Here is a 22,795-nt window from a genome sequence, read left to right as displayed (position 1 = left end):
AGCTCCTTCAATCGCCCCCTGAAGCGGGGCACGGCATGAGGGAAACGCTGCTTCATCGCGGAGAGGAGCGGCACCAGCACCTGTCCGTCCTCCGAGTCCAGCAGTCGGCGCAGCGCCGCATCCGAAGGGGAGCTGCCGTCGGGCCAATAGCGCAGGATCGCGGCAACGCACTCAGGCCGGACCGTAACGAGGTAGCGCTCCATCAGGAGCGGGTCCGGCAAAACGTCCCGACTGCGCAGCGCCAGCAGGCTCATGACCAGCGAGTTGGGGAACTGGCCCGCGCGGGAGGCGACGTCCGCGGCGAGGCGGCGCAGGACCACAGCCTCCATGGGCAGTGCGCCCACCAGCCGGGCCGTCTTCTCGTCCACGTCCCACCGACACAACAGGTCCGACACCGCCTGGCGGACCTCAGCGCGATTGATCAACGTCCCCACGCGCCCCAGCGCGAGGCGCCGCACCTCGGCAACTGAGGACCTAAGGCGCGACAGAACGTCGTTCAGCTGCGCCGCGTCAGCGCTCTTCGACATCCGCTCAAGCCGTCGGCTCAGGCTGCGGTCGTACTGTTCCAGCACGCGATCCACCCGCTCGCTTCGCTCCTCGGCCTGGCGCCGCTCTTCCGCCTGCTCGGCCCGGCGAGCCTCCTCGGCCTCCTGCCGCGCCCGGTCGCGGCGGCTGCGATACCAGTCCAGGAACGTGGAGGCGCGGCGTTTGACGAGGGAACGCTGCCGCCAGCCCGCACCGGACAGCTGCCTCAGCTCGTCCGGCGCAAGGCCCTTCAGGAGGGAGTAGGCGCCCGCAATCTGCTGAAAGCGCAGCGCCCCTCCCTGCCCTACCACGTCGGGATGACAGGTCAACGCAAGGCGGCGAAACGCGGAACGCACGTCCGCCTCCGTCGCCCCCGGCTCCAGCCCAAGGGCCCTCAGGCTGGCCCTGACCTCCCCGAAAAGGTTCATCTCCATCGCAACAAACGACCTCGCTCCGTCAGAAGCTCAACACAACGTGGAACCGAACTCCGCAGCGTCTCGCAGGTCAGGATACCGCTCGCTTCAAGTCCTTCACCAGGCCCTCCAGAAGCCCCATCACCTCCGGATCCGAGGGAGCCCCCTCGGCGTGCCGAAACAAGAGGTGCAGCCGGGCCCGCTGACTGCCCGACAGCAGCGTCTCAAGGCTGACCAGGGAGAGCTTGAGCTCGCGCAGGCGGCGATCGTTCTCTGCCTCCGCGCTGCGGTCGGCCTCCGCCCCCTCCAGGACCAGCGGTATGGGCACGCACGCCCCTGTCCCGCGCGTCAGGGACGCCGTGAAGCGACCCGATGCCGAAAGGAGACAGGCGAGGCGAAGCTTCTCTCCCGCCTCGACCTCAAGGTCCAGTGAGCCCAGGCGAACGCTCTCGTCCCGCAGCTCATTTCGAGACTGGTGGATCTCAAGCGTCGCGTGCCCCGGCCGCTCCGCCTCCAGGGCGACCTCCGCGTGGGCCGGCAGCACCGACTCCGATGGGATGAGCGTCAGCGTCTGCCCGCACCAGAGCGCGTTCAGGTCCCCGGAGAGCGCGTCCAGCAGAAGCCGCTCCCGTCCCGATGCCGTGTAGAGCGCCGCACCACGCGCTACCGCGTCCTCCGCACAGAGGCTGAGCCGCTCCGGCAGCGCCACCTCCCGCTCCAGGATCTCCTGAAGGAGGGGAATACGGCTCGATCCTCCCACCAGCAGCAGGTGCTCCGGCTCATAGCGATCCCACAAGCGACGCACCGTGTGGATCAGGCGCCGGATGGAGAAGCGCATCAGGCGCTCCATGTCCTCGCGATAGATCGTGAGCTCAGGCGAGGCCCATCCTCCCAGGGCAGGGGGCGTCCAGTGGACGGACCAGCAGTCGGACAGGGCGATCTTGATCCTCTCCGCCTCCTGGAGCAGCATCTGCCAGCGCACGTCCCCCGCATCGAACTTGTCCAGCAGGAGGCTCTCGCGCAGCCACTCCGCCAGGGCCACGTCAAACTCATAGCCCCCGACGGTGTCCGTGCCGACGCTCTCCAGCACCTGCCACACGCCACCCTCGCTCTCCACCGCGGAGATGTCCGTCGTGCCGGCCCCGAAGTCCAGCACCAGAAACCGCCCCTGGCGTCCAAAGGCGAGGGCCGCCGCCGTCGGCTCCGACACGATGCGGGCGTTCAGCCCTGCGGCGTTCGCCGCGCGGATCATGGCCTCCCGCTGGGGCAGGGTGAAGCAGGCGGGCACGGTCAGGACGCAGGAGGACACGAAGGACTTCAGGCACACCTCCGCGTCCTCGCGCAGCGCCTCCAGCAGGGGGACCAGAAGGTCCTGAGCCGTGCGCGGGCGTCCGTCGGGGAAGGCCCGAAAGGAGGTCCCCACCTTGCGCTTCAGGTCCCACCAGACGCCGCTGCCCCGAAGCCCCAGGCGCACCGCGTCCTCGCCCACGACCCAGGCCCCATCCTCCCAGCCGACGACGGAGTGAGTCGTCGTCATCCCCCAGCGATTGGGGATGAGCCTGACGGCGCCATCCTCGTCAAGGAAAGCAGCCAGGGCGTTGCGCGTCCCCAGGTCGATTCCGATGGCGGGCGAACTCATGCGAGACATCCCTCAAGCTTTCCCCCCTTCTCAAAGCGCATCGCCACGCGCACCGTCCGTCCGGGCGGAGAGCCGCCCTCCCAGGCCGCCTCCAGAAACTGCGGGGTGTAGCCCGCTCCATCCCCCTCCGTCAGGACCTCCAGCGTCCGGCCGATAAAGCGCCGGGCGTATCCGCTCAGGAGCTCCATCCCCACCGCAGCGGCCCCCGCGGCGCGCTCCGCCCGCACGGCAGGCTCCACCCTTCCGGGCAGGGAGGCCGCCAGGGTGCCGCGCCGCTCGGAGTAGGGGAACACGTGGACCCGCCCCATCCCCACGCGGCGCATCACGGCCGTCGTGCCGTGGAAGGCCGCGTCATCCTCTCCGGGGAACCCCACCAGGACGTCGCTTGAGATGTGCAGGTCCGCCCCCAGCCGGCTGCGGGCCGCCTCGCAGACGCGGACGAAATCGTCCGCCGTGTAGCCCCGGCGCATGAGGGACAACACCCCGTCGTCTCCGCTCTGGAGCGGCAGGTGCAGGTGCGGACAGAAGATGGGACTCTCCGCCAGCGCGTCCAGCAGGGCGCCGTCGAGCGAAAAGGGCTCCAGGGACCCCAACCGAAGCCGGTCCAGGGCCCCGCACTCCGACACGGCGCGCACCAGCTCCGCCAGGGAGGACCCCCTGTCCCGGCCGTACATGCCGAGGTGGATCCCCGTCAGCACCGCCTCGCGACACCCCCCCTCGGAAACGCGGCGCACCTCCGCCAGGACGTCCGCCGGAGGGCGGCTCACCGACCGGCCCCGCAGAAAGGGGATGACGCAGTAGGTGCAGAAGTGGTCGCAGCCCTCCTGGACCTTGATGAAGGCACGGGAGTGCAGCCGGGGAGCCCCCATGGGGAGCTCCTCCCAGGAACGGTCCGCGCTGAGGTCCGCCCGCAGGTCGCAAAAGGTGCGGCCCTGCCGGAGCGCGGTATCGAGGGCCTCGGTCAGCAGGGACTTTCGGCGGTTCCCCACCAGAAGGTCAACCCCCAGCTCCTGCGCTGCTTCCGCCTCGACGCCCTGGGCCCAGCAGCCACACACGGCCACGATGCCCTCCTCCCCCACCGCACGGCGGGCGCGGCGCACCAACTGACGGCACTTGCGGTCCGCCTCCGCCGTCACGGAACAACTGACGAGGACGGCCGCTTGGGCGCTCTCAAGCTCACGGCACACCAGCGCGCCCCTGGCCTCCAGGTCCCCGGCCAGGAAGTCGCCTTCGCACAGGTTGGACCGGCATCCCAGCACGTGGAGCCACACCGGGACACCCCGCAGCCCAAGGGGCCCCAGCCCCCTCTTTTCGGTCACGAAGCCCTAGCCCCAGGCAAGACGGGCCCGGCAGCCCCACCAGTCGCCGAAGTGAAGCTCCCGCTCCAGTTCGAGCCCGGAGGAGGAGAGGACGGACAGGAACGCTCCGCGCTCGTGGTTCGTCATGCCGGAGAAGATGGCGTAGCCCTTCGGCTTCAGGGCGTACTTCACGTCCGGCAGAAGGGCCAGGTTGGGCGCCAGAAGGATGTTGGCCAGGAGGACGTTCCCCTTGTCCTGCACGCCTGAGAGCAGGTCCCCCACAGCCAGGTCGCAGAGGTCCGGGCTCAGGTCGTTCAGCTCCATGTTGTGGCGCACCTCCTCGATCGTCGTCGGGTCCAGGTCGCGGGCGACGGTCCACGAAGCGCCGAGCTTCAGGGCCGCGATGAACAGGATGCCCGTGCCCGTGCCGATGTCCAGCACCACGTCCCCCCGGTGCACCACGTCCTCCATGAGCTCAAGCGCGATGCGGGTGCTCTCGTGGTACCCCGTTCCGAAGGCCATGGCGGGATAGATGTACAGGGGGATGCGCCCCTGCCTCTCCTCGTCCCTGTGCCACGGGGCCATGACCACGAAGGTGTGCCCCACGTTGAGGGGCGGGAACGCCTCGAGGTGCTGCGTGCTCCAGGCGCGCTTTTCCGTCCTGCGGCACTCGCCGGCGGACACCCCCGGAAAGGACGGCAGGAGGGCGCTCACCAACCGGCTCAGCTCGTCCGGGTCTCTGGAGCTCAGATAGTCGGCGCGCAGGGTCATCCTGCCCTCATCCTCGACAAGCTCGGAGCCGATGGCGCCGGTCATCGAGGCCAGGGTCCAGAGGCGCTCCGCATCCCACTCCCTGTTCTCGCCAGGGATGAGCTCATACTCAACGGTCCACCAAAAACCTCCGTCACCTTCCGCCGGTTGCTCCGGCAAAGACGCGTTCAACTCGTCAGGACACACAAGGAACACCCCCAGATCGATCGTGCCGGGAGCGTGGTCCGCTGCGGCCCAATCTGCTTAATTCTCACCTTGTAATTGTACTACGGGAGGAAACTCGAGACAGCGCCTTTTTGCAGGATGTCCGGAAAAGTCCGTCACGACGGGTCGCAGACGGCGCGCCTCGTACGACGCTGCAGGAAGTCCAGAACCCGCTCGGCGGAGAGGTTCAGCACCAGTTCTTCCGGGAACCCCATCTCCGCGAGCATCTCCGCAGCCCGGGACGTGCGCCCCACGTCCCACTCGCTGTGGGCGTCCGAGTCCACCGCCACGGTCACCCCCCACCTGGCGCAGGCCTCCGCCAGGCACAGCGCGTTCCGCCTGTTTTCCTGGCTTCCGGTGAAGATATGGGCCTCGTTGAACTCCACGACCTTCCCCCGCTCCGCCCAGAGGGGAAGGACGCGGTCCACGTCGAAGGGGTAGTCCGGCGACTCCGGATGCCCCATCATGTCGACGAAGGGGTCTTCCGCGAGGGCCAGGTAAACCGGGGTGTAATCCGTTTTCGGCCTGGACGGCAGGACGTGCTCGTGGAGGCTCGCGATGACCCAGTCCAGGCGCTTCAGAACCCGCTCCGGCAGGTCCGTTTCCCCCTCCAGGTTGAGGACGTTGAGCTCAGCGCCCCTCAGGACGGTAACGCCGCACACCTCCCGTGGCAGGGTGTGGAGGTTGGCAAAGTGCATCCATCCGCAGGTCTGCGGCAGCGCCGGGGCGTGGTCCGTTATGGCGATCAGCTCGAGGCCCTTCGCCGCGGCGGAGCGCGCCATCTCGCCAACCGTGGAATAGGCGTGCCCGGAGGCTAGCGTGTGCGTGTGCAGGTCTGCGCGCAGCTTCATCGAAGATCAATCCTCCACATCGAGATTTGTCCGTCCGCAAAACGCCGCAGACGAAAACAGTCTACTATTATAATTGAAACGTCGGTTAAATCAAATTGATTCATTTTCAATGCGCTACGCGGTTCTTTATACCGGTTTTAAAAACGATCCCGGACAAGTTTCCTCTCCGAAAACCATAAAAGGTGATAAAATAATGACCGGTATAAAATCATGGGAGCCCTATGGCAGGGGTTCAGGCGGAGGAACGCGACATGGCGGATGCGGCACAGGCGGAGAAAACGACGAAGGAGAAGGCGAAGAGGACGCGAAGCAGGCGAAAGGCCGTCGAGAAACCGGCGGAGCTCTCCACGAGGGGGGGCGTATCTCTGGAACAGACCCCCGTTCGGCCGCCCAAGCCGGCCCAGACGGCCTCCACGAAGCAGGAATCCGTCAAGGCGCCCGACAAAGCCCCCACCAAGGCTGCTGCTGGAGTGCGGCCCCGGAAGCCCCGCACGGCCTCGGCCGGAACGGCGAAGGCCGCGGAGAGCCCCAAGGCCGACCACGAGAACGCGAAGAAGCCTCCCCTTAATCATACCGGTAATAAAAAATTAACCATTTCTCCGCGCCAGCCCGAAGCCCCGGAGGAGCCATCGGAGGGCGAAAGGCGGAGGCGAGGACGACGTGCCGCTGCAGGCAAGGGTCCGGCTCCCGTTGCAGCGACTGAGTTGCCGCCCCCCGCCGTCGAAAAGCGTCCCGCGGCAAGGGAAACGCCCGCCGCAGGAAGGCGCGCCGCAAAGGAGGTCGCGCCGAAGGGCGCAAAGCCCTCCGCATCCCCAGAGCTTCCAAAAAACGGGATCAATAACGATACCGGAAATGAAAAGACAACCCAGTACGACGCCCCCGCATCCAGAGGAAGGCGCCGGGGGGCCAAAGCGCGGCCTGGCGAGATGACCTCGGAGCGCAACGCCATCCCCGACGAGAAAAAACCGGAACGAAAAAAAGATAATAAAAACGCTACCGATATCAAGAACGTTTCTGACTCAGAGCTTGAGGTTCCAGCGGGCCGTCTCGGAACCGCCCGCACGCCGGAGCCCGGCGAGAGCAGTCCCACGCCCGTGGAAGCGGAGCCCGCGGACGCACAGGCGCAGAAAGGCTCTCCCGAGAAGCCGACGGGGCGAGGGAGAGGACGGCGCGGGCGCGGAAAAAATAACGTCGATAACCATACCGGTACCAAAAACACCACCAAATTGACTGACAAAAAGGCCGAGGGGGAGCCCCATAAAGGTAATGCTTCAAGTACCGATAATAAAAACGTTTCCGTAAAAACCCCTGCCGACCATCCAACGAAGGAAAAACTCGGCCCTAACACCAAAAATGAGGTCAAAAAAAGTAACGATAACGTTACTGATAACGAAAAGGCCCCTCATGATATCACTATCGTCTCCTCTCCGCTCCGTGCGCTTCCCGTCCCTGAGCGGGCGGTTCCTGTAGAACCGCTCCCCCTGGACGAGCTCCAGCCGGAGGCGGCAGATCCCCTTGCGGGCGTGGAGCCTCTGGAGGAGCTGGACCGCGAGGCGCTGGACGATGGAGAGATCCCCTTCAGCGTTGGGGAGGCCATCGAGTCCGCCGCCGAGGCCTCCGTCCCCGCCAGGAGCGCTGCCTGCCGCCACAGCCGAAGCCGCAGAGGCGGCAGACGGCACCGGCGCACCGCCCTTCAGGCGGAGGCATCGGCGCAAAGCCCCAGGGCAGAGGCGACGCCCCAGACGCCGCACCCGGCGGAGCGGCCCGCCGCAGCACCCGCTTCCAAGCGGAAGGAGGAGACGGCGCCAGCCCGAAGGAACCCCTACCCCCCCACGGAGTTCAGCAGCGTGGAGATGATGTCCTCCCTGAGGGGCTTCACCCCTTTGGGAACGCTCTTCGTCCTGATGGACGTCCTGAAGGGGCATGAGGAGGGGCTGCTTCACGTCAACCAACTGGCGCAGGCGCTGGGCATCGGGAAGCCCTCGCTTTTGGCGCAGTTGGACAACCTGGAGGCGGCGGGGCTGATGCGAACCATCTCCAGCTCCCGCGCGGGCCGCCACATCGAGCTGCTCACGCCCAACATGCTGCCCCACCCGGACCTCTCCGTCTTTCCGGCGGGGGCGTCGGGCAACCTCCTGGGGCCGGCGGGAAACGCCCCGGAGCGTGGCGGGCAGTTCTCGCAGAAGCGCCTCGACATCCTCTACAAGTACCTGAAGGACCACCGGGTGGAGGTCACCTCCATCCCCGACGAAGGGCACCTGCCTAAGGAGGTGCCTCAAATCGCTGCGTTCCTCGGCAAGTACCTCGTCTACGTCCGTCCCTTCTACGAGATGATGAAGGCCACTCTGAACGACTGCCGCGAGTTTCGCTACTCTTTGGCGAAGCTGCCAAGCCGGGACATCACCCACACGCTGAACTTCTGCCACATGCTGAGCGCAGCGAAGTTCCTTTCCTCCTTCACCTACCGGCGCGCTCCCCAGTACAGCATCGTGGCTCAGGTGAACCGGACGCCGGCTGCCATCAACTTCCTGACCGGAGGCTGGCTGGAGCACTACATCCGCGACAAGGTGATCTCCATCCTGACGACGCACCCCGCCACGGTCAGCCTGCCCTACGCCTTCATGAAGAACCCCAACATCATCCTCCCCACGGGGGAGAACTTCGAGCTGGACTTCCTGCTCTGCGTGGGGGACAAGATCTTCTGGATCGAGGCCAAGACGGGCGAGTACGAGAACTACCTCGCCAAGTACTCCCGCGTTTCCAGGGTGCTGGGCCTGACCCGCAGCACCTCCATGCTGGTGAGCGTGGAGCCCCTGCCCGCGGAGGACAACCTCACCGTCCGCTACAGCCTAAGCTGCTGCAACCTGGACGAGTTTCCGGACGTGTTTCGCATCAACCTGGTGCGGGAGCTCCAGCAGGAGGCCGTCCAGCGGGCCGCCATGATGGCTTGAGGGCGGGGAGGAGCAAACCGCCGTCCTCGCGCTGTCCGTCGCAGCAACTCAAAGGGCCTGGGGACATACGAACGAGGGGCCGCACGCGGCCCCTCGTTCGTATGTGCTTCATGGTGTTTTATGGCGTCGATCACTCGAGAGGGATGGGGCTGTAGATCGCCCCGCGGGGGGTCAGTCGGCTTCGCATCAGCTCGATGCCGCAGCAGGTCCACAAAACGGGAGGCACCTTCTCCAGCGCTTTCAGGAGCGCCGGCGGCAGGGGCTCCCCGGTGCAGCGGGCCAGCGTCAGGTGGGGGACGAAGGGCCGCCGCTCCCGCGGGATGCCCGCCTCCGCCAGCGCGTCCTCCAGGCGGGCGGCGAGGACCGTCAGCTCCGCCGCGCCCTTCGCGCCGCTGAGCCAGAGCGTGCGGGGACGCTCCAGGCTGGGGAACGCGCCCGCGCGGGAGAGCTCCACCTCAAAGGGCGGAAAGGCGATCGGCGCCAGCGCGCGCTTCACCCTCTCGATCGCGTCGGGCGTCCGCTCCCCCAAAAAGCGCAGCGTGACGTGCAGTTGGGCCCGCGTCACCCACCTCAGCCGGCCCAGCGGCGCGAGGCGCGTCAGGAGGAGTTCCAGCATCCGCGCCGCCCCATCGGGGACCGTCACCGCGACGAAGGCGCGGATGAGGGACGCCGTGTCCCGGTCCTCAGCGCTCCGGCTTCCGCTCATCGGTCAGCGCCTCCAAAACGGGGATGACGTCGTTCAGGCTCCCCACCACGCGATAGGCCAGAGCCGCGATCTCAGGCGTCGGCGGCAGGAGGTCCGGCACCATCACGGGCATCATTCCGGCAGCGTGGGCGGCCCGGATTCCGTTGTAGGAGTCCTCCAGGACCACGCAGCCTGCGGGGTCCGCCCCCAGCTCCAGGGCGGCCTTCAGGAAGATGTCCGGCGCGGGCTTGCCGCGCTCGACGCGATCCCCCGTGAGGATTCGGTCGAAGCACTCCCCCACGTCCGTGTGCTTCAGGTAGAACCCCACGATCCCGCGGTCGCTCGATGTCGCCATGGCCCGCGGGACCCGCCTCTCGATGAGCCATGCCAGGACCCGCCGGAGGCCGGGCTTCTCCGGCAGGCCATGCTCCTCGATCCAGCGCTCCGTCCAGCGAATTCGGTCCCCCCGCACCAGGTCGAAATCGAACGCCGGGCCGAACCGCTCCTGCATCATGCTGCGCGTCTTTGGCAGGCTCAGGCCGATCTGCTCGTGCATGACCTCCGGCGTGATCGCGTACCCGTGTCGCTCTCCCGCCGCCTCCCAGGCCCTCAGGTTCAGCGCCTCCGTGTCGAACATCAGCCCGTCCATGTCAAAGAGAACCGCGCTCAGCATCATAAGCTCCCTCCTCGTCCTTTCGCGCCGCCCCTGCGGACGCAGTGGTCATGTCCCCGGCGCTCCCTACGATTCGATGTCCGCCGCGAACCCCATTGGCCCGCTCTCCTTGAAAAATCCCGCAGGCCGCGCGGTGGCGGGGACCTCCATGGGGTAGTTCCCGTCGAAGCAGGCCCGACAGTAGAGGTCCTGGTGCCCGCAGGCCTCCGACAGGCAGGCGTCGCTGAGGTAGGTCAGGGAGTCGGCGCCGATGTACTCCAGGATCTCCTGCTGCGTCTTCTGCACGGCGATCAGCTTCTCCCTGTAGGGCGTGTCGATGCCGAAGTAGCAGGAGTAGCACACGGGGGGAGAGGAGATGACCAGGTGGACCTCTCTGGCCCCGCCCGCCCGCAGCAGGCGCACAATGCGGCGGCTGGTCGTCCCCCGCACGATGGAGTCGTCCACCACGATCAGGCGCTTGCCCTCGATGTTGCTGCGGATGGGCGACAGCTTGATGTGGACGGCAGTTTCCCGCATCTCCTGGGTCGGCTGGATGAAGGTGCGCCCGATGTACTTGTTCTTGATCAGCCCCTCGCCATAGTTGATGCCGGACGCCTCGGCGTAGCCGATGGCCGCCGGGATGCCGGAGTCCGGCACCGCCATCACCAGGTCCGCCTCGATCCTCCGCTGGTGCGCCAGAAGTCGCCCGCATCGGCGGCGGAAATCGTAGACGCTGATGCCGTCCAGCACGCTGTCGGGCCGTGCGAAGTAGATGAGCTCGAACACGCAGAGGCTCTTGCGACACCACTGCGACGGGGGCAGGCTGCGCACCCCTTCCTGGTTGATGAATACGACCTCGCCCGGCTCCACGTCGCGGACGAACTCCGCGTCGATGGCTTCCAGCGCGCAGCTCTCGGAGGCCAGCGCCCAGCCGTCCGCAAGCCTGCCCAGGCACAGCGGGTGCAGGCCGTAGGGGTCGCGCACGCCGATCAGCTGGTCCCCCAGCGTGATGACCAGGACGTAGGCTCCCTTGATCAGGCTCATCGCAGTGCGGATGCCCGCCTCCACGCCGCGCTTGTTTCCGTGCTGGCAGATCAGGTTGAGGATGGACTCGCTGTCCGTCGTCGTCTGGAAGATCACGCCCGCGTCCGTCAGCATCTCCTGAATGCTGTCCGCGTTCACCAGGTTGCCGTTGTGCGCCAGGGCGATGTCCCCCATCCCGCAGCGGGCCACCAGGGGTTGGGCGCTGCGGGGGTCCGCCCCCCCCGCCGTCGGGTAGCGCACGTGGCCCACGGCGATGTTGCCCTTCAGGCCCGCCAGGGTCTCCCCGCGGAACACCTCTCCCACCAGTCCGGGCCCCTTGACCTGCATGACGGTGCCCCCCCGGTTCGCAGCGATGCCGGCGCTCTCCTGACCGCGGTGCTGAAGGGCGTAAAGCCCGTAATACACAAGGCTCGCGGCGTCCTTTTCCTTCCGATAAACCCCCATGACGCCGCACTCCTCGTGCAGGGCGTCCTCCTCATACCATTCCATCTCCGCCTCCGCGCTCCATTCCAAAGCTTGAGTTTCGGGGGACGTCCGTCCCCCGTCCTCCCCCTGCGCCTACTGCGTCACCCTCTTGAACATCTCCTGATAGGCGGCCTCCACGTGCCCCAGGTCGCGGCGGAAACGGTCCTTGTCCAGCTTCTCGTTCGTCTTGGCGTCCCAGAAACGGCAGGTGTCCGGCGAGATCTCGTCCGCCAGAACGATCCGGCCGTCGCAACGGCCCAGCTCGATCTTGAAGTCGATGAGCTTCACGCCGATCTTGAGGAAGTAGTCCTTCAGCAGGTCGTTGATCTTGAAGGCCATCTCGTGCATGGTCCTGAGCTCCTCTTCCGTGGCCAGCCCAAGCGCCAGGATGTGGGAGTCGTTGATCAGGGGGTCTCCCAGGCTGTCGTCCTTCAGGGAGAACTCCAGCGTGGGAGTCTTCAGCGCCCGCCCCTCCTCCACGCCGTACCGCTTGGAGAAGGAGCCTGCGGCCACGTTGCGGACGATGACCTCAAGGGGCACGATCTCCACGGCCCGCACCAGCGTTTCCCGGTCGCTCAGCTCCTCCACGAAGTGCGTGGGCACGCCGTTCGCCTCGAGCATCCGGAACAGGATGTTGCTCATCCGGTTGTTGACGACGCCCTTGCCGACAATGGTGCCGCGCTTCTCGCCGTTGAACGCCGTGGCGTCGTCCTTGTACTCGACGACGTAGCGCTTCGGATCGTCCGTCGCGAAGACCTTCTTTGCCTTGCCCTCATAAAGCTGTTCACGCTTTTCCATCGCATTGACCTCCCGGCCTCAAAATCAAAAGGCTCCCGCAGGCGGCAGGAGCCTCAGGAAACAAAGAGAAGTATAGAGCATCTGCGCGGTTTGTGCAGGGGAAATTTCGGGGTTCCCCCGCGCTACCCCAGCAGGAAGTCCATGGCCGACTCGAACATCATCGTGCCCCCCGTGCGCCCCGCGTTCTGGTAGAGGCCATCCCCCACCCGTTCCGCGTGTCCCATGCGGCCGAAGATGCGCCCGTCCGGCGAGAGCAGGCCCTCGACGGCGGCCAGGGAGCCGTTCGGGTTGTACTGGACGTCCATCGTGGGGCTCCCCTGCAGGTCGACATACTGCGTCGCGACCTGCCCAGCCTCCGCCAGGCGGCGCAGCAGGGCCACCCCGCAGACGAAGCGCCCTTCGCCGTGGGAGACGGGCATGGCGAACACGTCGCCCACCCGCGTGCGGCTCAGCCACGGAGAGCGGTTCGAGAGGACGCGGGAGCGGACGATCTTCGACTGGTGGCGGCCGATGGCGTTGAAGGTCAGCACGGCCGAGCCCTCCCCCAGCTCATCCGGGTCCACGATGCGGCCGAAGGGCAGGAGCCCCGTGCGCACCAGCGCCTGAAAGCCGTTGCACACCCCCAAAATCAGGCCGCCCCGCACCTCCAGGAGCCCCTCCACCGCGGACCGGGCCGCCGGGCTCCTCAGGAAGATGGCGATGAATTTCCCGGACCCGTCGGGCTCATCGCCGTTGGAGAACCCGCCGGGCAGGAAGAGCGCCTGCGACGCGCCCAGCCGCGCGGCGAACCGGTCCACGGACTCCTTCATGGCCTCCGGCGTCAGCGTCCGGACCACCAGGACCTCCGCCTCTCCTCCGGCCCGCTCCACGGCGCGCGCGGACTCATACTCGCAGTTCGTCCCCGGAAACACGAGGATGAGGAACCGCGGGCGAGCGGCGCCATGGGGCAGCCGGGGGACGGCCCGTTCCGCCGGAGCCGGCCATGCGTCGGGCAGCGAAACCAGCTCTCCTGCATCGCACCTCACGGGGAAGACGTCCTCCAGGACGCCCTCGTAGATACCCTCCAGCTCCTCCATGTCCACGGCCTCGCCGCCCAGGGTCGCCCGGCGCGCCTCCAGCACCCGGCCCAGCGCGATGCAGTCGAACTCCGCGCTCTCCAGGTCCAAAACGCCCTCCGCCAGCTCCACCACGAAGGACCCGCGGGCAGGACCGAAGAGCTCCGCCAGGGTGAGGTCGTCGTCGAACGCGAAGCCGAACCCGTTGCCCATGGCCATCCTCAGGACGAGGGCCGCCAGCCCGCCGAAGGCGGGCGTCCCCACGGCCAGGGCCTCGCCCCTGACGCGCAGGTCCTGAACGCGCGCCAGGAGGGCCAGCAGGGACTTCGGGTCGGGCAGCGGACCCCGGCACCGCGGGCGCAGCCACACGACGCGGGAGCCTGCGCGCTTGAACTCCGGCGACAGGACGCGGGAGACGTCGGTCATGCCCTGGGCGAAGGAGACGAGCGTCGGCGGGACGTCCAGCCCCTCGAAGGAGCCGCTCATGGAGTCCTTGCCCCCAATGGCGGCGACGCCAAAGTCCATCTGGGCGTCCAGGGCGCCCAGGAGCGCCGCGGTGGGCAGCCCCCATCGCCGAGGGTCCGCGCCCGGGCGGCCAAAGTACTCCTGAAAGCTCAGGTGACAGGACTCCAGGGGGACGCCCACCGCGGCCAGGCGGCACAGGGACTCTACCACCGCCATGTAGGCGCCGTCGTAGGGCGAGGCCGAGGACAGGAAGGGGTCGAACCCCCAGGCCATGGCGGAGCAGGCGCTCGTGTCGTTGTGGCCGCCCGTCAGGGGGATCTTCGCCACCATCGCCTGGGCGGGGGTCCGCTGACGCCGACCGCCGAAGGGGGACAGCACGGAGTTGGCCCCCACGGAGGAGTCGAACCGCTCGCAGAGCCCGCGTCGGGAACAGACGTTGAGGTCCGCCGCCACGGCCCGCATCCCGCGGACGAAGTCGTCCGGCACCTCCGGGGCGCAGGGCCTGGGGGAGGCGCAGAGTGCCTCCGCATGGCGCTCCGCGCCGCTCGTCTGGATGAAGCGGCGGGGCAGATCCAGGATGCGCTTTCCGCGCCAGCGCATCGTCACCCGCCCATCCGCCGTGACCTGAGCCACCACAGCAGCCCGCACGTCCTCCGCCTCCGCCAGCTCTCGAACCCGCGCCGCGTCTTCCGCGTCCACCACGACCGCCATGCGCTCCTGGGACTCGCTGATGGCGATCTCCGTGCCGTCCAGGCCCGCGTACTTCAACGGGACGGCGTCCAGGTCGATGTCCAGCCCGTCCGCCAGCTCCCCTACGGCCACGGACACGCCTCCCGCGCCGAAGTCGTTGCAGCGCTTTATCATGCGCGTGAACTCCGGGTTTCGGAACAGCCGCTGCAGCCTGCGCTCCTCCGGCGCGTTGCCCTTCTGCACCTCCGCACCGCAGGTTTCGAGGGACCGGGCCGTGTGGGCCCTGGAGGACCCGGAGGCCCCGCCGCACCCGTCGCGCCCCGTGCGGCCCCCCAGCAGGAAGACGACGTCCCCCGGCCGGGGCTCCTCGCGCCTCACGTTGGCTTCGGGGACCGCGGCGATCACCGCGCCGATCTCCATGCGCTTGGCCACGTAGCCCTCGTGGTAAATCTCGTCCACGATCCCCGCGGGAATCCCGATCTGGTTGCCGTAGGAGCTGTAGCCCGCCGCCGCCGCGGTGACGATCGTGCGCTGGGGCAGCTTGCCCGGCATCGTCTCGGCGACGGGACGGCGGGGGTCCCCCGCGCCCGTCACGCGCATGGACTGATACACGTACCCGCGACCGGACAGCGGGTCGCGGATCGCGCCCCCCACGCAGGTGGCCGCCCCTCCAAAGGGCTCGATCTCCGTGGGGTGGTTGTGGGTCTCGTTCTTGAACAGCAGGAGCCATGGCTCGCCGTTCACCCGAATGCGGACCGTGCAGGCGTTGACCTCCGCGGACTCCGACAGGTCCGTCAACTTTCCCCGCCCCTTGAGCGCCCGCGCGCCGATCGTCGCCATGTCCATCAGCGTGACGGGCCGGTCATTCCGCCCCGTCTCCTCCCGCAGCCTCAGGTAGCGGCCGTAGGCCTCCCGGATGCGCTCGTCCTCGAACTCGACGGAGTCCAGCGACGTCAGGAAGGTCGAGTGGCGGCAGTGGTCCGACCAGTAGGTGTCCAGCACCTTGAGCTCCGTCAGCGTCGGGTCCCGCCCCTCCTCCCTGAAGTGCGCCGCGCAGCAGGCCAGGTCCGCCGCGCTCATGGCGAGGCCATGGGACTCGATCAGGGCCCTCACGGCCGCCTCGTCCATCTCTCGAAATCCCGTCAACACCGGCACGTCGGGGGGCGCGGGGCAGAGGGCCTCCAGGGCGTCGTACTCCGCCAGCTGCGCTTCGCGGCTCTCCACCGGGTTGATGAGGTGCTTCCTCACTGCCGCAATGTCCGCGTCGCTCAGGCTGCCCCAGAGCAGGTAGGCGCGGGCCGTGCGCACCGTGGGCCGCCTGCACCCCAGCAGGAGCTCGATGCACTGCTCCGCCGCGTCGGCCCGCTGGTCGTACTGCCCCGGCAGGTACTCCACCGCCAGGACGTGGGGCGCCTCCGGCAGGGCCTCCAGCACGTCGTCCGTGCAGGGATCCGCAAACACCGCGCCGACGCACGCGAAAAGCGCCTCCGCCTCCAGCCCTTCCACATCGTAGCGATTCAGGACGCGCACCCGCTCCAGCCCCGCGACGCCCAGGACGCCGCGAAACTCCGCGCAGAGCGCCTCCGCCTCCCGCGCAAACGGCGGCTTCTTCTCAACGTAAAGCCTGTGAACCCGACCCATCCAGACCGCCTCCCGTCATGGCATCCCCGCAAGACCTTCTTGCGCTACTCGTCGACGCCTCCGATGTCCCCGCGGAACCGCGCGCCCTCGAAGCGAATTCGCTTCGCCGCCTCATAGGCCCGCGCGCGCGCTTCGCGGGGCGTCGGCGCCACGGCCGTCACGTCCAGCACGCGACCTCCCGCCGTCAGCAGCCTGTCCCCCTCACGGCGCGTCCCCGCGTGGAACACCTCGACGCCCGGCAGGTCCTCCGCGCCCCCCATATCGATCGCGAACCCCGTCCTGCAGGAGCCGGGGTACTCCCGTGAGGCCAGCACGACGCAGCAGGAGGCGTCCTGAGAGAAGCGGACGTCCGCCTCGTCCAGGCGCTCCTCCCGCACGGCCACCATGATCTCCAGGAGGTCCGACCGCAGGAGGGGCAACACGGCCTGGGCCTCCGGGTCCCCGAAGCGGCAGTTGTACTCGATCACCTGCGGCCCGTCCTCCGTCAACATCAGCCCGAAGTAGAGGCAGCCCTTGAAGGGGCGCCCTTCCGCCCTCATGGCCTCCACCGTGGGGCGCAGGATGGTCCTCATGCAGACCTCCATGAGCTCCGGCGTGAGGTGGGGGTTCGGCGCGACGACCCCCATGCCGCCCGTGTTGGGCCCCACGTCGCCGTCGAAGGCCCGCTTGTGGTCCATGGAGGAGACCATGGGCACGATCGTGCGGCCGTCGGTGAAGGCCAGAAGGGTGACCTCCGGACCGCGGAGCCGCTCCTCGATCAGGACGCGGTCGCCGCTCCGTCCGAAGACGCGGTCCTTCATGATGGAGGTGACGGCTGCGGCGGCCCCGACGGCGTCCTCCGCGACCACCACGCCCTTGCCCCGCGCCAAGCCGTCCGCCTTCACCACCAGCGGGCGGTTCGCCGTCGCAACGTAGGCCATGGCGCGCTCCGCGTCCTCAAAGACCTCGAAGGGCGCCGTGGGGATGCCGTACTTCCTCATCAGTCCCTTGGCAAAGACCTTGCTGCCCTCGATGGCCGCCGCAGCCGCGTTGGGGCCAAAGCAGGGGATTCCCCGCTCCTCAAGCCGGTCCACGGCCCCCATTACCAGTGGGTCGTCCGGCGCCACCACCGCGAAGTCGACGCCGCGCTCCACGGCGAACCCCACGACGGCGTCCAGGTCCTCCGCCTTGATGGGGACGCACTCGGCGTGACGCCCGATGCCCCCGTTCCCCGGCAGCGCGTAGAGGCGGCCCACCCTGGGGCTGCGCGCCAGGCGGCTCACGATGGCGTGCTCGCGCCCGCCCCCGCCGATCACCATGACGTCCATTCGTCCTCAACCTCCAAAGGATAACGCCCGATAACGGTCCGATGAAAAGGCGTGCATTTAATGATGGAACAGCCGCCGGCCGGTCATCACCATGGCGATGCCGCAGCGATCGCAGGCCTGGACGACGAGGTCGTCCCGAATGGAGCCGCCGGGCTGGGCGATGTAGCTCACGCCGCTTCGGCGGGCGCGCTCCACGTTGTCCGGAAAGGGGAAGAAAGCGTCGCTGCCCAACGAAACGCCCGTGGCGCCCTCCAGCCACTCCCGACGCTCCGCAGGCGTCAGGGGGTCCGGGCGGCGCGTGAAGCAGAGCCGCCAGTCCTCGTCCTGAAGGGGCTCGTCGGGCTGGAGCGACAGCGCCACGTACCGGTCCACGGCGTTGTCCCGAATCGGGCGGGGCAGGTCCTCCCTGAAGGGCAGGGCCAGCGCCTTGGGGTGCGCGCGCAGCAGGCGCACGTCCGCCTTGTCCCCCGCCAGGCGGGTGCAGTGCAGGCGGGACTGCTGTCCTGCGCCCACGCCCAGGGTCTGGCCGCCGGAGGCGAGGCACACGGAGTTCGACTGCGTGTACTTCAGCACGATGAGGGCCAGCGTCAGGTCCCGCCGCGCGGGCTCCGGAATGTCCTTTCGCTTCGTCGCCGGCGCGTCGAAGAGGGCGAGGTCGATGACGGGGGCGACGTTTCGGCCCTGCTCGAAGGTGATGCCGAACACCTCCCGCCGCTCCATCGCCGGCGGCTCGTAGTCCGGGTCCACGCGCACGACCGCGTAGCCGCCCTTCCGCTTCGCCCGCAGCAGGGCCAGGGCCTCGTCCGAATAGCCCGGCGCGATGACGCCGTCCGACACCTCGTGCTGGATCACGCGCGCCGTCGCGGCGTCGCAGGGGTCGCTCAGCGCGATCCAGTCCCCGAAGGAGGACAGGCGATCCGTCCCCCGCGCCCGGGCGTAGGCGCAGGCCAGGGGGGACTCGTTCACGTCCGGAGCGTCAACGAAGAACAGCCGCCTCTCCTCCGTGCTGAGGGGCAGGCCCAGCGCGGCTCCGGCGGGGCTCACGTGCTTGAAGGACGCCGCCGCAGGAAGCTTCAGCTCTCGTCTGAGCTCGCGGACCAGTTGCCAGCCGTTCAGCGCGTCCAGAAAGTTGATGTAGCCCGGCTGTCCGTTGAGCACTTCAACGGGCAGCCGTCCCTCTGGCACGAAGAGGCGTGCCGGCCTTTGGTTGGGGTTGCAGCCGTACTTCAGCTCCAGCTCCCTCAACGCAGTTTTGCCCCCTCGCCGTAGCGGTTGACGACCCTGTCCTCGTACCGGCCCCCATCCAGGGGGGAGTAGCGGACGTAGAGGGCCACGCGATTCTCCTCGTCCAGGGCCTCCCAGAGCCCGTTGGTGAAGGCGTCGATACTCGAAGGGACGTTCACCGTCAGGGGCTCCCCGGAGAAGGACGGCAGCACGGCCCCGTCCCCTGCGTAGGTGTGGATGAGGTGCCCCATCCCAGGGATGGGCTCGTACTCGAAGAACTGGCGCTGGCAGCGGCGTCCGGCCCCCGACGCCTTCAGGATGCTGAGCCGGTAGCTGAAGCCCGACTCCGGCAGGGAGATCATGCCGCTGATCCTGGGCGTGAAGTGAGGCGCGTCCGGCTCGTACTCCAGCGTGCGCAGGGCCTCCTCAAACCCCTTGCCCTTCTTCAGGAACTCGCAGATCGTGTCCGTCTGGTCCCCGTTCGCCACCACGACGTTCCGCCCGCACATCCGAAGGGGCGCGTAGAGGATCAGCGACGGGTCCTTGACCCCGGACTGGTCCAACAGGCGGATGACGACGTCGTCCTTCTCCCGCCTGAAGGCGCGGGCGCGGCTCCCCGCGCTGCGTCCCATGATGAAGTACGCCAGGACGGCGCGGCCGTTGGGCCCGCAGCCCAGGATGATGCCCCGGCCGGGATAGCGGTTCCCCCGCAGGCAGAAGTCGGAGGGAGAGGACGCCAGGCTGCGGCAGAGGTCTTCCACTGCCTGGGGCAGGATGCGCCACTCCGCCTGTTCCATCACGCGGTGCTGAAGGAGCTCCGGAGAGTCGTCCGGCAGCACGTCGACGGCTCGCTGCATCAGGATCGTGCCCTTGTCCGGCTCGGCGGTCACGAGGTGTACCGTGGCCCCCGTCACCTTCACGCCCGATTCCAGGACGGCTTCGTGCACCCGAAGGCCGTAGAAGCCCTTCCCGCAGAAGGCCGGAAGCAGGGACGGGTGGACGTTCACGATCCGCCCTTCCCAGCGCGAGACGAAGTCCGCGCTCAGGATCTGCAGGAAGCCGGCCAGGACGATGACGTCCGGCTTCGACTGGGTCAGGAGCTCCATCAGGCGCCGCTCAAAGGCCTCACGGTTGGGGAACTCGCGATACTCGGCCACGTCGGTGCGGATGCCGGCTTCGTGCGCCCGCTCGATCGCCCGGACGCCAGCCCGGCTCGAAATCACCTGGACCACCTTGCCGCTCCGAAGGACCCCGTTCACCTGGGCGTCCAGCAGGGCCTGAAGGTTCGTTCCGCCACCGGAAACCAGTATGGAAATACGTGCGTTCAGCACAGCACAACTCCCTCCTCATCTACGACGCTGCCGATCGGCCGCGCCTCAACGCCGTTCTCACGCAGGACGCGAAGCGCCACCTCGGCGTCGTCCTCCGCAACCGTCGTGGTCATCCCCACGCCCATGTTGAAGACGTGGAACATCTGCTCCTCGTCGATACCGCCCTCGCGCATCAAGAACTCGAAGATGGGCGGGACCCGAAGCTCTGCGCGCCGAATGCGTACCCCCATCCCCTCCGGGACGCTGCGCGGGATGTTCTCATGAAACCCGCCGCCCGTGATGTGGGCGAGGGAGTGGACGTCCACGGCCTCCAGGAGCGCCGTCACGGGCTTCACGTAGATGCGCGTGGGCGTCAGAAGCGCCTCCCCAAGGGAGCAGCCCAGCTCATCGACGCGCTGCCTCAGGTCCCGTCGCTCCACGTCCAGCACCCGCCGGACCAGCGAGAACCCGTTGGAGTGCAGGCCTGAGGACGGCAGGGCGATGAGGAGGTCGCCGCTTTGGACGTTCCTCCGATCCAGCATCTTCGCCCGCTCCACAATCCCCACGGCAAAGCCCGCCAGGTCGTACTCCTCCGCCGGGTAGAAGCCCGGCATCTCCGCCGTCTCCCCCCCGATGAGGGCGCAGCCCGCCTGGACGCAGCCCTCCGCCACGCCAGAGACGATGGCCGCCACGCGCTCCGGCACGTTCCTGCCCACCGCCACGTAGTCCAGGAAGAACAGAGGACGCGCCCCGCAGCAGAGCACGTCGTTGACGCACATGGCCACGCAGTCGATGCCCACCGTGTCGTGGCGGTCCATCAGGAAGGCCAGCTTCAGCTTCGTGCCCACGCCGTCCGTCCCGCTGACCAGGATCGGGTCCTGAAGCCCCTTGGGCAGCTCAAAGGCGCCGCCGAACCCGCCCAGGTCCGTGAGGACGCCCGGCACGCGGGTGCGCGCCACGGAACTCGCCATGAGCCGCACCGCCTCGTATCCGGCCTCCACGTTCACGCCGCTCTTAGCGTAGGCCTCCCGGTGCGTCACCGCGCTTCCCCCGATCCTTCCTGAAGGGCCCGATCCTTGCGCTCGACGCCCTCGGCCATGCTCGCCGCCTCCCTATCGAGGGAAGCGGCAAGCTCCTCGTCGGCGACGGCCAGGATGCGCGCCGCAAGCCACGCCGCGTTGGCTCCACCGTCGATGGCCACCGTCGCGACGGGCACGCCGGAGGGCATCTGCACGGTCGCCAACAGCGCGTCCAGCCCCCCCAGATCGGCGGACCGCACCGGCACGCCAATCACGGGAAGGCGCGTCTGCGCCGCGATGAAGCCCGCCAGGTGCGCCGCCTTCCCCGCGATGGCGATGACGGCGCCAAATCCGGCCTCCCGCGCGCCGCGGGCGAAGGCGGCCACGGCCTCCGGCGTCCGGTGCGCGGACATCACCCGGACGACAAAGGGGACGGCGAGCTTCTTCAGGACCTCCGCCGCCCTCTCCGCGATGGGGATATCGCTGTCGCTCCCCATGACAATGGCAATCCTCTTCATCGTTTTCTCTCCTTCGCTCAGAAAGAATAAATCTCACGACCTCACGCCCATTATAACCTGAAAAACCGCCGCAAGACGAGAAGTTGAAGATAGGACGGAGAAGTCCCGCGCGACGGCCGATTCGAAAAAGACGGCGCGTCCGAGGCGGCCCTCGAATTTCGCGGGCAACTTCGGACGTCCACACCCTGCGCGACCACGGCAAACGGCGCTCCTTGACAAATCCCTGCACGTGGCTGAAGATTGACCTCAACGCTCCGAAACGGCGAAACGGCCCTCGGAGGAGAAACGGAGGATGAGATGATGGCGATCAACTTTACGGAGCTCCTGGGTGCGATGGCGCAGGGAGGGATGGCCCCCTCCGCAGGCAACAGGGTGCAGGAGGCGGCCTCGTCCATGAGCAGCGGGGTACAGGGGGCCCTCGGCAAATTGTTGAACGGTGGCCAGGCAGCGGTCAGCCGCGCGGGGCAGGCGGTGGGCGGCAAGGACAACCTGGCGGCGGCGGGGGTCGGAGCGCTCCTGGGCGCGCTGTCCTCGGAGCGGAGCACCGTCGCAGGTGGAATCGGAGGGGGCGTGCTGGGGCTCCTCGGCATGATGGCCTTCAAGGCCCTGAAGGGCGCCGGACAGAACGGGCAGAGCGAGCCGGTCGCCAGCTCAGCCCCATCGGAGGACGACGCAAAACTGTTGCTCACCGCCATGCTGAATGCGGCCAAGGCGGACGGGCAGGTGGACCAGGAGGAGCTGAACCGTATCACGGCGCGCATCAAGGAGACGGGCGTCGGACAGGAAGGCCTCAGCTATGTCGTCACCCAGCTGCAGACCCCCATGTCCACGGACGCCATCGTGCAGGCGGTGCGCGGGCGACCCGACATGGCCGCACAGGTCTACTCCGCCTCCCTGATGGCCATTGAGGTGGACACGGAGGCGGAGCGCAGCTACCTGGACGGCCTTGCCAGGGCCATGGGCTTGTCGCCCCAGACCGCGCAAAACATCGAGCAGCTCATGGGCATGGCCCAAACCCTCTAGGGAAAACTACAGGGGGCCGGGGGACGGCCCCCTATCGACGATCGGCATGGTGCTAGCCAAGGCCTCTCCGGTCAGGGCTGCTCCGCAAAGGTGGACTGGAGGTCTCCGGGCGGCACAGATCCGGGTTGAGGCGGCACAGGTGGAGGGCTACGGAAACCTCCACCCGTTTCTCGGGGGCAGCGAGGTCGCCGATCAGCTCGCAGATCCGCTCGTATCGATAGCGGACGGTGTTGTAGTGAACCTGCAG

General features: G+C 68.1%; 19 protein-coding genes. 2 read left to right on the top strand and 17 right to left on the bottom strand.

Features of this window, described 5'->3' with window-relative positions; genetic code table 11:
• The 6 genes from ACO41U_RS06275 to ACO41U_RS06250 all read right to left on the bottom strand — a co-directional run.
• Nucleotides 1-959: J domain-containing protein (locus tag ACO41U_RS06275; RefSeq protein ID WP_485942470.1), on the bottom strand; the 959-nt coding region annotated here is incomplete at its 3' end.
• 70 nt (nt 960-1,029) lie between these two features.
• Complete coding sequence (locus tag ACO41U_RS06270; protein WP_485942468.1) at nt 1,030-2,586, bottom strand: Hsp70 family protein; 1,557 nt, start codon at nt 2,584-2,586, stop codon at nt 1,030-1,032.
• Entirely contained in the window at nt 2,574-3,896 is a 1,323-nt protein-coding gene (locus tag ACO41U_RS06265; RefSeq protein WP_485942466.1) for a MiaB/RimO family radical SAM methylthiotransferase, read from the bottom strand. Before ACO41U_RS06265 ends, ACO41U_RS06270 begins: the two co-directional genes overlap by 13 nt.
• A gap of 6 nt (nt 3,897-3,902) precedes the next feature.
• Complete coding sequence (locus ACO41U_RS06260; RefSeq protein WP_485942464.1) at nt 3,903-4,805, bottom strand: 50S ribosomal protein L11 methyltransferase; 903 nt, start codon at nt 4,803-4,805, stop codon at nt 3,903-3,905.
• Between the two features lie 161 nt (nt 4,806-4,966).
• Complete coding sequence (locus ACO41U_RS06255) at nt 4,967-5,701, bottom strand: phosphatase (RefSeq protein WP_485942462.1); 735 nt, start codon at nt 5,699-5,701, stop codon at nt 4,967-4,969.
• Between the two features lie 232 nt (nt 5,702-5,933).
• Nucleotides 5,934-6,233, bottom strand: a complete 300-nt coding sequence (locus ACO41U_RS06250) for a hypothetical protein (RefSeq protein ID WP_485942460.1) — start codon at nt 6,231-6,233, stop codon at nt 5,934-5,936.
• A gap of 991 nt (nt 6,234-7,224) precedes the next feature.
• Here ACO41U_RS06250 and ACO41U_RS06245 point away from each other — a divergent pair.
• Nucleotides 7,225-8,652: a hypothetical protein gene (locus tag ACO41U_RS06245; protein WP_485942458.1), complete on the top strand. Its 1,428-nt coding sequence runs from the start codon at nt 7,225-7,227 to the stop codon at nt 8,650-8,652.
• A gap of 130 nt (nt 8,653-8,782) precedes the next feature.
• Here ACO41U_RS06245 and thpR read toward each other — a convergent pair whose 3' ends face one another.
• The 10 genes from thpR to purE form a co-directional block, all read right to left on the bottom strand.
• Entirely contained in the window at nt 8,783-9,358 is a 576-nt protein-coding gene (gene thpR / locus ACO41U_RS06240) for an RNA 2',3'-cyclic phosphodiesterase (protein ID WP_485942456.1), read from the bottom strand.
• Nucleotides 9,336-10,013 (bottom strand): HAD family hydrolase, encoded by a 678-nt coding sequence (locus tag ACO41U_RS06235; RefSeq protein WP_485942454.1) that lies wholly within the window; start codon nt 10,011-10,013, stop codon nt 9,336-9,338. The genes thpR and ACO41U_RS06235 overlap by 23 nt, the downstream gene beginning before the upstream one ends.
• A 63-nt stretch (nt 10,014-10,076) precedes the next feature.
• A complete protein-coding gene (gene purF, locus ACO41U_RS06230) occupies nt 10,077-11,522 on the bottom strand; it encodes an amidophosphoribosyltransferase (RefSeq protein WP_485942452.1) in 1,446 nt (481 codons plus the stop codon).
• A gap of 69 nt (nt 11,523-11,591) precedes the next feature.
• Entirely contained in the window at nt 11,592-12,296 is a 705-nt protein-coding gene (purC, locus tag ACO41U_RS06225) for a phosphoribosylaminoimidazolesuccinocarboxamide synthase (protein ID WP_485942450.1), read from the bottom strand.
• Between the two features lie 122 nt (nt 12,297-12,418).
• A complete protein-coding gene (locus ACO41U_RS06220) occupies nt 12,419-16,147 on the bottom strand; it encodes a phosphoribosylformylglycinamidine synthase (protein ID WP_485942448.1) in 3,729 nt (1,242 codons plus the stop codon).
• A 44-nt stretch (nt 16,148-16,191) separates the two neighbouring features.
• Entirely contained in the window at nt 16,192-17,454 is a 1,263-nt protein-coding gene (purD, locus tag ACO41U_RS06215; protein WP_485942446.1) for a phosphoribosylamine--glycine ligase, read from the bottom strand.
• A 57-nt stretch (nt 17,455-17,511) separates the two neighbouring features.
• Nucleotides 17,512-18,699 carry a phosphoribosylaminoimidazolecarboxamide formyltransferase gene (locus ACO41U_RS06210; RefSeq protein ID WP_485942444.1) on the bottom strand — a complete coding sequence of 396 codons (1,188 nt, stop codon included), beginning with the start codon at nt 18,697-18,699 and terminating at the stop codon, nt 17,512-17,514.
• Entirely contained in the window at nt 18,696-20,009 is a 1,314-nt protein-coding gene (purN, locus tag ACO41U_RS06205) for a phosphoribosylglycinamide formyltransferase (protein WP_298778811.1), read from the bottom strand. The genes ACO41U_RS06210 and purN overlap by 4 nt, the downstream gene beginning before the upstream one ends.
• Entirely contained in the window at nt 20,003-21,028 is a 1,026-nt protein-coding gene (gene purM / locus ACO41U_RS06200; protein WP_485942442.1) for a phosphoribosylformylglycinamidine cyclo-ligase, read from the bottom strand. The genes purN and purM overlap by 7 nt, the downstream gene beginning before the upstream one ends.
• Nucleotides 21,025-21,525 carry a 5-(carboxyamino)imidazole ribonucleotide mutase gene (gene purE / locus ACO41U_RS06195; protein ID WP_485942440.1) on the bottom strand — a complete coding sequence of 167 codons (501 nt, stop codon included), beginning with the start codon at nt 21,523-21,525 and terminating at the stop codon, nt 21,025-21,027. Before purE ends, purM begins: the two co-directional genes overlap by 4 nt.
• Nucleotides 21,526-21,765: 240 nt before the next feature.
• Between purE and ACO41U_RS06190 the strand changes: the two genes are divergently transcribed.
• The gene (locus ACO41U_RS06190) at nt 21,766-22,548 is read left to right on the top strand and encodes a tellurite resistance TerB family protein (RefSeq protein ID WP_485942438.1); all 783 of its coding nucleotides are present in this window, start codon (nt 21,766-21,768) and stop codon (nt 22,546-22,548) included.
• A gap of 52 nt (nt 22,549-22,600) precedes the next feature.
• Here ACO41U_RS06190 and ACO41U_RS06185 read toward each other — a convergent pair.
• A partial coding sequence (locus ACO41U_RS06185; RefSeq protein ID WP_485942436.1) for a helix-turn-helix domain-containing protein occupies nt 22,601-22,795 on the bottom strand: 195 nt, incomplete at its 5' end.

It is taken from the genome of Fretibacterium sp. (assembly GCF_057312375.1).
This window is presented reverse-complemented; position numbering and strand designations above follow the sequence as displayed.

What these genes read in the sequence shown, in the direction of transcription:
- ACO41U_RS06270 (WP_485942468.1), bottom strand. Translation starts at nt 2,586, where the DNA reads ATGTCTCGCATGAGTTCGCCCGCCATCGGAATCGACCTGGGGACGCGC.
- ACO41U_RS06255 (WP_485942462.1), bottom strand. Translation starts at nt 5,701, where the DNA reads ATGAAGCTGCGCGCAGACCTGCACACGCACACGCTAGCCTCCGGGCAC.
- thpR (WP_485942456.1), bottom strand. Translation starts at nt 9,358, where the DNA reads ATGAGCGGAAGCCGGAGCGCTGAGGACCGGGACACGGCGTCCCTCATC.
- ACO41U_RS06235 (WP_485942454.1), bottom strand. Translation starts at nt 10,013, where the DNA reads ATGATGCTGAGCGCGGTTCTCTTTGACATGGACGGGCTGATGTTCGAC.
- purF (WP_485942452.1), bottom strand. Translation starts at nt 11,522, where the DNA reads ATGGAATGGTATGAGGAGGACGCCCTGCACGAGGAGTGCGGCGTCATG.
- purC (WP_485942450.1), bottom strand. Translation starts at nt 12,296, where the DNA reads ATGGAAAAGCGTGAACAGCTTTATGAGGGCAAGGCAAAGAAGGTCTTC.
- ACO41U_RS06220 (WP_485942448.1), bottom strand. Translation starts at nt 16,147, where the DNA reads ATGGGTCGGGTTCACAGGCTTTACGTTGAGAAGAAGCCGCCGTTTGCG.
- purD (WP_485942446.1), bottom strand. Translation starts at nt 17,454, where the DNA reads ATGGACGTCATGGTGATCGGCGGGGGCGGGCGCGAGCACGCCATCGTG.
- purE (WP_485942440.1), bottom strand. Translation starts at nt 21,525, where the DNA reads ATGAAGAGGATTGCCATTGTCATGGGGAGCGACAGCGATATCCCCATC.